The organism is Streptomyces sp. NPDC051963 (assembly GCF_044593495.1).
GTDB lineage: Bacteria > Actinomycetota > Actinomycetes > Streptomycetales > Streptomycetaceae > Streptomyces.
Map to the genome: position 1 here is coordinate 132,781 of NZ_JBIUCC010000013.1, position 11,791 is coordinate 144,571.

Annotated in this window: 9 protein-coding genes and 1 pseudogene; 1 reads left to right on the forward strand and 9 read right to left on the reverse strand. The window is 72.7% G+C overall.

What is annotated here, in order from left to right:
- Window positions 1–71: 71 nt before the first annotated feature.
- The 4 genes from ACIHFB_RS41755 to ACIHFB_RS41770 all read right to left on the reverse strand — a co-directional run bounded on the left by ACIHFB_RS41755 (window position 72) and on the right by ACIHFB_RS41770 (window position 3,801).
- Window positions 72–815 carry an ATP-binding cassette domain-containing protein gene (locus ACIHFB_RS41755; RefSeq protein ID WP_400129610.1) on the reverse strand — a complete coding sequence of 248 codons (744 nt, stop codon included), beginning with the start codon at window positions 813–815 and terminating at the stop codon, window positions 72–74.
- A gap of 116 nt (window positions 816–931) precedes the next feature.
- Window positions 932–1,966 (reverse strand): 3-oxoacyl-ACP synthase III family protein, encoded by a 1,035-nt coding sequence (locus ACIHFB_RS41760; RefSeq protein ID WP_400129611.1) that lies wholly within the window; start codon window positions 1,964–1,966, stop codon window positions 932–934.
- Window positions 1,967–2,172: 206 nt separating this feature from the next.
- Window positions 2,173–3,057: a hypothetical protein gene (locus ACIHFB_RS41765; RefSeq protein WP_365284638.1), complete on the reverse strand. Its 885-nt coding sequence runs from the start codon at window positions 3,055–3,057 to the stop codon at window positions 2,173–2,175.
- A gap of 153 nt (window positions 3,058–3,210) precedes the next feature.
- Window positions 3,211–3,801, reverse strand: a complete 591-nt coding sequence (locus ACIHFB_RS41770) for a TetR family transcriptional regulator (RefSeq protein ID WP_365284636.1) — start codon at window positions 3,799–3,801, stop codon at window positions 3,211–3,213.
- Window positions 3,802–4,226: 425 nt separating this feature from the next.
- Between ACIHFB_RS41770 and ACIHFB_RS41775 the strand changes: the two genes are divergently transcribed.
- Entirely contained in the window at window positions 4,227–5,621 is a 1,395-nt protein-coding gene (locus tag ACIHFB_RS41775) for an MFS transporter (protein WP_400129612.1), read from the forward strand.
- 19 nt (window positions 5,622–5,640) lie between these two features.
- Here the strand turns inward: ACIHFB_RS41775 and ahcY are convergent, their stop codons facing one another.
- From ahcY to ACIHFB_RS41800, 5 genes and pseudogenes are all read right to left on the reverse strand, one after another.
- Window positions 5,641–7,038: an adenosylhomocysteinase gene (gene ahcY / locus ACIHFB_RS41780; RefSeq protein WP_400129613.1), complete on the reverse strand. Its 1,398-nt coding sequence runs from the start codon at window positions 7,036–7,038 to the stop codon at window positions 5,641–5,643.
- Entirely contained in the window at window positions 7,028–7,903 is an 876-nt protein-coding gene (gene metF, locus ACIHFB_RS41785) for a methylenetetrahydrofolate reductase [NAD(P)H] (RefSeq protein ID WP_365284630.1), read from the reverse strand. Before metF ends, ahcY begins: the two co-directional genes overlap by 11 nt.
- The gene (locus tag ACIHFB_RS41790) at window positions 7,900–8,886 is read right to left on the reverse strand and encodes a carbohydrate kinase family protein (RefSeq protein ID WP_365284628.1); all 987 of its coding nucleotides are present in this window, start codon (window positions 8,884–8,886) and stop codon (window positions 7,900–7,902) included. The genes metF and ACIHFB_RS41790 overlap by 4 nt, the downstream gene beginning before the upstream one ends.
- A gap of 30 nt (window positions 8,887–8,916) precedes the next feature.
- Window positions 8,917–10,125, reverse strand: a complete 1,209-nt coding sequence (gene metK / locus ACIHFB_RS41795; protein ID WP_365284626.1) for a methionine adenosyltransferase — start codon at window positions 10,123–10,125, stop codon at window positions 8,917–8,919.
- Window positions 10,126–10,190: 65 nt separating this feature from the next.
- Window positions 10,191–11,791: pseudogene (locus ACIHFB_RS41800) on the reverse strand (hypothetical protein); the annotation flags it as partial.

Genomic DNA, 11,791 nt, shown 5'->3' on the forward strand with positions numbered 1-11,791 from the left:
GGCGAGGGAGTCGAGGCCGGTGTCGAGGAAGGCCGGGCTGCTCGACGCGGTCCGGGCAACGACCCTGCGTATCAGCCGGTGACGGCGGCGCCCTCGTTCAGTTCGAGATGGGAGCCGTGGAAGGCGCGGCGCATACGGCGGTCGTGGGTGACCACGACGACCGCGCCCGGGTAGTCGGCGAGGGCCGCTTCGAGTTCCTCGACCAGCAGCGGCGAGAGGTGGTTGGTGGGCTCGTCGAGCAGCAGCAGCTCGGGGGCGGCGGCGAGGGTCGCTGCCAGGGCGAGTCTGCGGCGTTCACCGCCGGAGAGGGTGTCGGCGGGCCGCTCCCGGTCGAGTCCGGGCAGTCCGAGCCCGTGCAGGGCGGCGTCGGCGCGGGCGTCGGCCTCGTAGCCGCCGCGATGCTCGAACTCCGCGAGCAGGTCGCCGTAGGCGTCCAGGAGCTGCGGGTCGTCGTCGACCAGGACGTCCTCGGCGGCGTGCAGCCGCCGCTCCAGGTCCCGCAGATCGGCGAACGCCCCGTCCAGCACGTCCCGTACGGTGGCGTCGGCGGGCAGTTCGAGGCGTTGCGGGAAGTGGCCGATGCCATCCGGGGCGGTGACGGTCACCTCGCCGTTGTCGGCACTCTCCGCGCCGGCGATGATCCGCAGCAGGGTGGACTTGCCCGATCCGTTGTCCCCGATGACGCCGGCCTTCTCGCCCGGCCCGACGGTGAGGGACACCCGGTCCAGGACGACATGGTCGTCGTAGCGCCTGGTGACCTCCTCCAGCGTGAGCTGGGAGTGCGCCCTGGACGCGGTGGGTGAGGCAAATCGCATGGACATCCCTCTGGTCGAGCGTGCGGGACCCGCGGTGGACAGTCCTGCTCACGACCATAGGCCGGACCCGCTCAAGACCCCGCTGGAGAACCGGTGGAGACGGACGTGACCTCTTCTCACCAGCGCAGCAGCGTCAGACCCGTGGTCATGCCGCCGCCGAAGCCCGCGAGGAGGACCAGGTCGCCCGTCTCCAGGCGGTCGCGGGCCGCGGCGAGGGTGATGGGGACGGACGCGGCGCCGGTGTTGCCGTAGCGGTCCAGGGTGCGGTGGACGGTGGCGTGCGGCAGGTTCAGCTCCGGCAGCAGTGCGTCGATCATGCGGCCGTTGGCCTGGTGGGGGACGAAGTGGCGGATCTCCGTGGAGGCGACGCCGGCGTGGGTGAGGAACCGGTGCACCGCGCCCGGCAGTTGGTCCCGGACGAAGGTCTTCACCCCGTAGCCGTCCATGGTGAAGTAGTGCAGCCCGTCCTGAAGGGTCTCCTTGGAGGCGGGCATACGGCTGCCGCCCGCCGGGACCTTGATCAGGTCCTGGTGCTCGCCGTGACTGGCCAGCTGCGTGGCGACCACGCCCCGGTCCCCGGTGACGGGGCCGACGACGACCGCTCCGGCGCCGTCCCCGAACAGGGAGACGGTGCGCCGGTCAGTCGGGTCGATGATCCGGGAGTAGATGTCCACGCCCACCACCAGGGCGTGTCCGCCCGGCGGCACCATGCGGCGGGCGGTCTCCAGCGCGTAGATGAAGCCGCTGCACACCGCGTTGAGGTCGAAGGCCGCCGCGTGCCGCGCCCCGATCCGGTCCTGGAGCAGACAGGCCGTCGGCGGCTGCGGGAAGTCCGGGGTGGAGGTGGCCACGACGACCAGGGAGAGCTGGTCGGCGGCCAGGCCCGCGTCGCGCAGCGCGATGCGGGCGGCCCGTTCCGCGAGGTCCGAGGCGGCCTGGTCCGGGTGCGCGTACCGCCGGGCCAGGATCCCGGTCCTGGCCTCGATCCACTCCGGGGTCACCCCCGCCGAGGCGGCGGCCTCCGTGTTGTCGACCACCCGGTCCGGCACATACGCCCCACAGCCCAGGATTCCGTCCGCAACGGCCGTGGCGCCGTCTTCGGCCCAGGAGGTGAGGGCGCACCCGCACCGGCAGTCGTCTCGGTGAGTCATCTCTTCTCTCCTCACGCCCCACCGCGGGAGCGGTTCTCACTGTGGGGCCGCCCGCTCAAGCGGGACTAGGGCCGGTCCGGCGGATCAGGCCCTGGAGCGCGGACGCAGTGGGACGTGCAGGGGGCAGGCCCGCCGGAAGCGTCGTCCCGGGGCGCGCGGTCCGCAGGGGGGGAGCGGACCGTGCGAGCGCCGGGCGCCCCACCGGGTCAGGCGACGGTCGTCGGGAGGAGCCGTTCGCACAGGGGTGCCGCGCCGCAGGCTGCCGCCAGGCTCCATGCTCGGTGCAGTACCGCCTCGGAGGTGGAGTCGTCGCCCAGGGCTCGGAGTGCGTCCGCCATATCGGCCAGGACTCGCGCCTGTTCGGGGCGGTCTCCGGCCGTGCGCAGCTCCGTGGCGGCCAGGGCGAGTGTGGCGGGCCGCCGGGCGGGGGCCTCGACGGCGGCGCGCAGGCGCAGAGCGATGCCGCGGTGGCGGGGGCCGAGGGTGGCCTCGGTGAGCTGCGCGTCGATCAGCTCCGCGGCCCGGTCGGGCCGGCCGAGGTGCAGCAGTGCCTGGGCCGCGTCGGTCCGCCAGGGCAACTCCGCGAAGAGACCGCCTTTCTGACGCGCTGTCAGCTCCCCGGCGCGCAGGGCGCCGGCGAGGGCCTCTTCCGGGCACCGTACGGCCAGGAAGTGGCGGCTGCGGGCTCTCAGGTACGGCAGGACGTCCTCGGTGAGCGGAAGCGGGCCGGGGGCGGCGCGCCGCAGTCGGCGGTCCGCCTCGTCGTGGTGGCCCAGCTCCGTCAGCGCCTCCGCCAGGGCCGCCACGGGCCACAGCCTCAGGGGGGTGTCACCGTCGGCGACCTGTACGGCGGTCGCGGCTTCCCGTTCGGCCGCGGCCAGATCACCCAGGCACAGCAGGGCCTCCGCACGCAGCGCGCCGAACGCGGCCTGCCAACGGTGGGCCCCGGTGCGGGCGGCCCGGGTCCGCAGCCACGCGCAGTGGTCGGCCGCCCTGTGCGGGTGTCCGGCCAGCAGGAGCGTACGCACGGCCCTCAGCCGGGGCTCGAACGGATCCGAGCACGGCGGCGGGGTGAGCACGTGACTGGCCATGGCCGCCATTGAACCGCTCCGCACCGGCACCGGCACCGGTCCTCCAGCCCGCCTCCAGCCGCTCTGTGGCCGGTCTGGACGACGTCGGACGGACAGCCACGCCGACACACGGCGGGTTCGCAGCCTCGGACCCGTCACGCCGAGCCGACCGCGTCACGCGGAACCCATGCCCGCCTCCGGCAGCAGGCGGCGGGTGAGTTCGCCGATCAGGTCGGTGCCGACATAGGCGGCGAGGACCTCGGGGACGGTGAGGTCGTCCAGGAGCATGCCGTGCACGGTGAGGTAGAGGAGGACGACGTCCGTACGGTCGCCGGGCAGGCCCGCGTCGAGGTGGAAGCGGACGTTCTCCTCCAGCACCGCGCTGAAGATCTTGGTGAGCTCGCGCCCCAGTTCGGGCCGACGGGTGCCCTCCAGCCGCAGCTCGAGCATGGCGAGGTAGCCGGCCCGGTCGGCCTCCATGCGTGCGTGGACCTGGTGGAGCAGGAGTGCCACCAGGTCGCGTGAGGGTGCGGCACGCATGGTGTCGGCCACCTGTTCCGGTGAGGGCGTGATGCGTTCGTGGGTGCGCCCCGTGATCTGGAGCAGCAGCTCGTCGCGGTTGCGGAAGTAGTTGGAGCTGGTGCCCACGGGCACCTCGGCCTCGGCGTCGACCGCGCGGAGGGTGAGCCCACGCGAGCCTTCGCGGGCGAGCACGTCGATGGCGGCGTCGAGGAGGGCTGTACGCCGCGCCGAGTTCTGTCGCAAGGGGATCTCTCCAAAGACATTGACACCACTGCAATTGAAGTACTACATTCAAAGCACTTCAACGAAGTACACCGCAGCGACCCCCAGGAGTCAAGATGCGAGTACGTCCCTTCCAGCAGCCCGGTTCTCTGCCGTTCGCGCAGGCCGGCCGAGGCAGTCGGCACGGCGGCGTTCGGCAGCCCAAGCCGCGGTTCGTCCCCCGTCCCCGCCCACTTCCCAAGCCCGGCACGCGGCGGTGAACCGCGGCCCGTTTCCCACGGCGAGCGAAAAGTCGCCGGCTCCGGCAGAGCGCCGGGGTCGGCGACTTTCGTGTTTCCGGAGCGGGCCTCGGGCGGTCTTCGAGTGAGGCTTCACCGGTTCTCCGGCGGTTCTTGGGACGGTGGCCGGCAGTCGCCCCTCGTCCGTCCGTCGTCAGGAGGCCGTCCATGACCGCGCAGGTGTCGGAGCAGTCGGTGGTGCCGAAGGCGCCCGGACCACGTGTCCGCAGCCGGGCGCGTGGCGCCGCCGCGCTCGCGGTGATCGCCGGGTGCAACGCGATGATCCAGCTCGACGACCCGATCGTGAACATCGCGCTGCCCGGTATGCGCGAGGGACTCGGGCTGTCCGCCGTGGGCGCGTCATGGGTGATCAACGCCTATCTGCTCACGTTCGGCGGCCTGCTGCTGCTCGGCGGCCGGGCCGGGGACATCCTGGGCCGCCGCAAGGTGTTCATCACCGGTGTCGCCCTGTTCACGGCGGCCGCCGCGCTGCGCGGAGCCGCACAGTCCGGCGAGTTCCTGGTGGCCGTACGGGCGGTGCAGGGCGCAGGCGCGGCGCTCGCGGCGCCCAGCGGGCTCGCCCTGCTGCTGAGCACGTTCGCCGAAGGGGCCTCCCGCAAGCGGGCGATCGCCCTGTGCACCACGGTGGGCGCCGTCAGCACGGCGAGCGGGCTGCTGCTCGCGGGGGCGCTCACCTCGCTCAGCTCCTGGCGCTGGGTGCTGTACCTCGACGTACCGCTGGGCCTGGCGATCGTGCTGCTCGCGCCGTTCGTCCTCGACGAGACCGCCCGCCACCGCGGCCGCTTCGACCTGACCGGAGCGCTGCTGTCCGCGCTGGGCGCCGCCTGCCTCGTGTACGGGCTGGCGCAGGCCGCCGAGCGCCCGTTGGGCGACCCGGTGGTCGTCGGCTGTGTGCTCGGCGGGATCGCGCTGCTCGCGGTGTTCGCGGCCGTCGAGCGGCGCGCGCAGCAACCGATCGTGGTGCCGCGGCTGTTCGCCGACCGCGACCGGCTGCTCGCCTACCTGGGCACGCTCGCGGTGCCCGGCGCGCTGATCGGCACGTACTTCTTCCTCAACCAGTACTTCCAGAACCAGCACGGCTGGTCGGCGCTCAGCACGGCCTGGGCCCTGCTGCCGCTGCCGGTCACGATGGCCGTCACGGCGGTGGCCGCGGTGCGTCTCGAACGGCGTATCGGCGCCCGCCGGTTGTGGGCCGCCGGCGCCGCCCTGCTGGTGACGGGCAACCTGTGGCTGTCGACGCTCTCGGCGGGCGACGGCTATCCGGGCACGGTGCTGCCGGCGCTGGTGCTGCTCGGCGCGGGCATGGCCTGCTGTGTGCTGCCGCCGACCGTGCTGGCCACGTCGGGACTGCGCGGCGACGAGGCGGGCGCGGCCGCCAGCATGCTCAACTCCCTTCAGTCGGTGGGCGGTTCGATCGGCCTGGCCGCCCTCGTCACGGTCTCGTCGCACAGCGGCGGGATGACCGGCGGCTTCGCCACCGGGGCGGCCTTCGCGGGCTGCGCGCTGCTGGCGGCGCTCTTCCTGCGGCACCGCTCCGAGTGACGGCCGGGCCTTCGCGCCCTCAGTAGCGGTAGTGGTCCGGCTTGTACGGCCCCCCGACCTCGACGCCGATGTACGACGCCTGCTCCGGACGCAGCGTCGTCAGCTTCACGCCGAGCGCGTCGAGGTGGAGGCGGGCCACCTTCTCGTCCAGGTGCTTGGGCAGGGTGTGGACGCCGACCGGATACTCGCCGGGCCTGGTGAACAGCTCGATCTGGGCCAGGGTCTGGTCCGCGAAGGAGTTGGACATCACGAAGGACGGGTGGCCGGTGGCGTTGCCCAGGTTCATCAGGCGGCCCTCGGACAGCACGATGAGCACCTTGCCGTCGGGGAACGTCCAGGTGTGCACCTGCGGCTTGACCTCGTCCTTCACGATCCCCGGCACGGCCGCCAGGCCCGCCATGTCGATCTCGTTGTCGAAGTGGCCGATGTTCCCGATGATCGCCTGGTGCTTCATCCTGGCCATGTCGCCGGCCATGATGATGTCCTTGTTGCCGGTCGTGGTGATGAAGATGTCGGCCGTCTCGACGACCTCGTCCAGCGTGGTGACCTGGTAGCCGTCCATCGCGGCCTGGAGCGCGCAGATCGGGTCGATCTCGGTGACGATCACGCGGGCGCCCTGTCCGCGCAGCGACTCCGCGCAGCCCTTGCCCACGTCGCCGTAGCCGAGGACGACCGCGGTCTTGCCGCCGATGAGGACGTCGGTGGCGCGGTTGATGCCGTCGATCAGGGAGTGCCGGCAGCCGTACTTGTTGTCGAACTTCGACTTCGTCACCGCGTCGTTCACATTGACGGCGGGGAAGAGCAGTGTGCCCTCCCGCTGCATCTCGTACAGCCGGTGGACGCCGGTCGTGGTCTCCTCGGTCACCCCGCGGATCCCGTCGGCGAGGGCGGTCCAGTCGATGCCGCTCGACTTCAACAGCTCCTGTACGACGGCGAGTTCCTCGTTGTCGGCGGGCGGGAGCTCGCCGGTCTTGAGGTACTCGACGCCCTGGTGGACGAGGAGGGTGGCGTCGCCGCCGTCGTCCAGGATCATGTTCGGGCCCGCATGGCCCGGCCAGGTCAGGGCCTGCTCGGTGCACCACCAGTACTCCTCGATCGTCTCGCCCTTCCATGCGAAGACGGGGATGCCGGCGGCGGCGATCGCGGCGGCCGCGTGGTCCTGGGTGGAGAAGATGTTGCAGGACACCCAGCGGACCTCGGCGCCCAGCGCGACGAGGGTCTCGATGAGGACGGCCGTCTGCACGGTCATGTGCAGGGAGCCGGTGATCCGGGCGCCGGCCAGCGGCTGCGCCTCGGCGTACTCCGCGCGGATCGCCATCAGGCCCGGCATCTCGTGCTCGGCCAGGGTGATCTCCTTGCGGCCGAACCCGGCCAGGGACAGGTCCGCGACCTTGTGGTCCGTGAAATCAAGCGACATGGAGGCTCCTGGAGGTATGCAGGTTGCGATGGATGTCGAGCGCGGCGGTGGATCTGTTGAGCGTGATGTAGTGCAGCCCGGGCGCCCCTTCGGCGAGCAGCCGGTCGGCCATGGCGGTGGCGTGGTCGACGCCGATCCGATGCCCGGCGGCGGGATCGTCGCGGGCCGTCTCCAGGCGGTGGGCGAGGTCCTCGGGGAAGGCCGCGTGGGACAGTTCGGCGAAGCGGCGGATCTGGCGTACGTCGGTGGCGGGCATGATCTCCGGGATGATCGGTATGTCGCAGCCCGCCGCGGCCACCCGGTCACGCAGCCGCAGATAGTCCTCCGCGTGGAAGAACATCTGGGTGATGGCGTAGTCGGCGCCCGCCCGGCACTTGGCGACGAAGTGCCGGATGTCGCTGTCCCAGTCCGGTGAGCGCGGGTGCCGCTCGGGGAAGGCGGCCACCGCGATGGTGAAGTCGCCCAGGGACCGGACCAGTTCGACCAGCTCGTAGGCGTGGGTGAAGCCGTCCGGGTGCGATGTCCAGGGGCCGCCCGGGTCGCCGGGCGGATCGCCCCGCAGGGCCAGGACGTCCCGGATGCCCGCGTCCGCGTACCGGCCGATGATGTGGCGCAGTTCGGCCGCCGAGTGGCCGACGGCGGTGAGATGGGCGACGGGCCGCAGCGTGGTCTCGGCGGCGATACGGCGGGTCACGGCGATGGTCCGGTCGCGGGAGGAGCCGCCCGCGCCGTAGGTGACGGACACGAAGTCGGGGCGCAGCGACTCCACCCGGCGGATCGTGTCCCACAGGGCACGCTCGCCCTTCTCGGTCTTCGGGGGGAAGAACTCGAAGGAGAAGGTCGTCGCACTCGTCCGGCCGGTCATGTCAACTCCTGGAGGACGGGGACGAGTTGCCGGGCCGTCTCGGCGCCGTACGCCTGTTCCGCCGTGTGCAGCAGGCGTTGCGGTTCGATGCGGTACGTCTGTGAGCCGACCGTCGCGAGCGCCTGTGCGGCGACCACGCAGCCGAGGCGGGCGGCGGCCTCCAGGTCGAGTCCGCGTCCGAGGCCGGCCAGGAAGCCGGCCCGGAACGCGTCGCCGACGCCGGTCGGGTCGGCCACGGGGGCGTCGGGGACGGCCGGCACGGTCAGCGTCGGCTCGCCCTCGCGGTCGATGCGCACTCCGGCGCCGCCGAGCGTGGTGACCCAGGCGCCGACGCGGGTGAGGATCTCGGTGTGCTCCCAGCCGGTGCGTTCGCGCAGCAGCGCGGCCTCGTACTCGTTGGTGAACAGCCAGCGCGCGCCGTCGACCAGGTCCCTCACCTCGTCCGGCTCCAGCCGGGCGAGCTGCTGGGAGGGGTCGGCGGCGAAGGCCAGGCCCAGTTCGCGGCACTCGGCGGTGTGACGGAGCATCGCCGCCGGGTCGTTGGGGCAGACGAGGACCAGGTCGGGACGGGGGGCCAGCAGGGTGTCCAGCTGCCACAGGTCGATGTCCCGGGCGTCCTGCATGGCGCCGGCGTAGAAGGCGGCGATCTGGTTGGCGTCCTGGTCGGTGATGCACAGGAAGCGGGCGGTCTGCCGCTCGCCGGAGACCAGAACGGCCCCGGTGTCGACCCCGTGCTCCTTCAGCCATGTCTCGTACTCGGCGAAGTCGCTGCCCACGGCGCCGACGAGCAGCGGCGCGAGGCCGAGTCCGCCGAGGCCGTAGGCGATGTTGGCCGCGACTCCGCCCCGGCGCACCTCGAGGGCGTCGACGAGGAAGGAGAGCGAGACATGGGCGAGCTGGTCGGGGATCAGCTGATCCGCGAACCGGCCGGGGAAGACCATCAGATGGTCGGTGGCGATGGAACCGGTCACAGCGATGCGCACGTCGGGATCTCCTCGAAAGGCGCGGGCCGGTCAGCGGCCGGCGGCGTCCTTGAGCTGCTGGGCGCGGTCGGTCCGCTCCCAGGTGAAGTCGGGCAGCTCGCGGCCGAAGTGGCCGTACGCCGCGGTCTGGGTGTAGATCGGGCGGAGCAGGTCGAGGTCGCGGATGATGGCGGCCGGGCGCAGGTCGAAGACCTGGGAGACGGCGTCCTCGATACGGCTCTGCGGGATGCGGCCGGTGCCGAAGGTCTCCACGAACACGCTGACCGGTTCGGCCTTGCCGATGGCGTAGGCGACCTGGACCTCGCAGCGCTCGGCGAGCCCGGCGGCGACGACGTTCTTGGCGACCCAGCGCATCGCGTACGCGGCCGAACGGTCCACCTTGGAGGGGTCCTTGCCGGAGAAGGCGCCGCCGCCGTGGCGGGCCATGCCGCCGTACGTATCGATGATGATCTTGCGGCCGGTGAGGCCCGCGTCGCCCATCGGGCCGCCGATCTCGAACCGGCCGGTCGGGTTGACCAGCAGCCGGAAGTCCTCGGTGTCCAGCTTGATGCCGTCGTCGTCCAGCCCGGCCAGCACGTGCTCGACGACGTGGCGGCGGATGTCGGGGGCGAGGAGGGAGTCCAGGTCGATGTCGCTCGCGTGCTGGGAGGAGACGACGACCGTGTCCAGGCGGACCGGGCGGCTGCCCTGGTACTCGATGGTGACCTGGGTCTTTCCGTCCGGGCGCAGATAGGGGACGGTGCCGTCCTTGCGGACCTCGGTCAGACGGCGGGACAGCCGGTGGGCGAGGTCGATGGGCAGGGGCATCAGGGACGGCGTCTCGTCGGTGGCGTAGCCGAACATCAGGCCCTGGTCGCCGGCGCCCTGGCGGTCCAGTTCGTCGTCGGCGCCGTCGATCCGCGACTCGTACGCCGTGTCGACGCCCTGCGCGATGTCCGGCGACTGGGCGCCCAGGGAGACGGAGACGCCGCAGGACGCGCCGTCGAAGCCCTTGGCGGAGGAGTCGTATCCGATGGACAGGACCGTGTCGCGGACGATCTGGGCTATCGGCGCGTACGCCGTGGTGGTGACCTCGCCGGCGACGTGGACCTGGCCGGTGGTGATCAGCGTCTCGACGGCGACCCGGGAGGTCGGGTCCTCGCGCAGCAGTGCGTCCAGGACGGCGTCGCTGATCTGGTCGGCGATCTTGTCGGGGTGGCCCTCGGTGACGGACTCCGAGGTGAACAGACGACGGGACATGTCTCTCCGTAACTTGTCGGGGCGGCCCGGGCGGGCCGTCGATCACGCCGCCGTCCTCCGGCCCATCACCCGGTGCGCCCGGGGTGTCCGGCCCGTTCGGCGGCGGTTTCGAGCATGCGGGCGTGGCCGTCGGCGTCGGCCGCGGCGGTGGTGAGCACCACGAGCGGGGGCCGTCCGCCGTTGGCCGCGATACGCCGGGCGATCTCGTAGGCGACGTTTCCACCGCCGGAGAATCCGCCCAGGACGAGGAGTTCCTCCGCGTCGGCCAGGGGCCGCAGCGCGGTGTAGCGGGCGTGCGCGCCGCCGGGCACGGAGCGCAGCAGCACGATCGACTCGGGGCCCCGGTAGGCCCGGGCGAGCCGGTAGAAGTGGGAGCGCGGGGTGCCGTGGGTCTGGAGGAGGCAGACGGTGCCGACGCCTGCGGTCGCGGCGGCGCGCAGCGGGACGAGCAACGGCTCCGACTCCGCGACCGGCGCGCTGCCCACGGGATCGCGGGCCGCGGTGGTGTCCTCGTCGCGGCCCGGCGAGACGGCCTCGGCGGCGTCGGCCACGGCGGACAGCAGATCCAGGATGTCGGCCACGGTCGTGGAATCGCCCGCCACGTACGGCAGTTCCCCCAGCAGCAGGGCACTCTGGGTCAGCACACCGACCGCGTCGTCGAGACGGGCCCGGTCGTACCAGGCGGTCAGCGCGAGCCGGCCGTCGCCGTCGTGATGGGCGACGAGCGTGAGCGGGAAGGCGGTACGGGCGCCCAGGGCCTCGGGCTCGTCGACACGGATGCCCTGCGCGGCGAACGCGTCCACGAGGTCGTCGGGGTCGCGGGGCGTGCTCTCGAAGACGAGGAGGGTGCCGTCCTCCTCGTCGTGGGGAACGGTCTCCGCCTCCGGGCAGGCCCAACTCCGGACCTGGCCCGGGGAGATCCACTCGTAGGCCGACATGTCCAGGGCGCGGTCGCGGAGTTCGGCGAGCAGGGACGCCATGGTGGACCGGGGATCGACCTCGACGGACAGCGGCAGCGCGGTGCGCAGCGCGGCCGGCATGCGTTCCGCACCCTCGAAGGAGATACCACGCCCGGAAGCACTGACCCCGAAACGCACCCGCGCCGCAGCCCCCGCCCCGGCCTCACAGGCCCGGTACAGCAACACGGCCCAGACCGCCTGGAGAACACTGCTCTCCGTACTCCCCCAGTGCGCCGCCCAGGCACCGAGCCGCTCGGTCTGCGCGACGGTGAGCCGAAGCCGGGCGCGTGCGACTGCGTCGGGCGGTTGGGGGGGTGGGGGGCGGTCTGCGCCGGTGGTGGGGCGGTCCTCGCGGGACAGCGGGCGGTCCATGTCGGTGGCGGGGCGGTCCTCGCCGGACGGCGGGCGGTCCACGCCGGACGCGGGACGGTCCACGCCGGAGGTGGGGCGGTCTGCGCCGGACGCCGGGCAATCCACGTCGGAGACGGGGCGGTCCACCTCGGACGCCGGGTGCTCCACGCCAGTAGCGGGACGGTCGACGCCAGACGCCGGGCGGTCCACGCCGGACGCGGGACGGTCCGCGCCGGACGCCGAGCGATCCATGTCGGTGGCGGGACGGTCCACGCCGGAGGTGGGGCGGTCTGCGCCGGACGCCGGGCAATCCACGTCGGAGACGGGGCGGTCCACCTCGGACGCCGGGTGCTCCA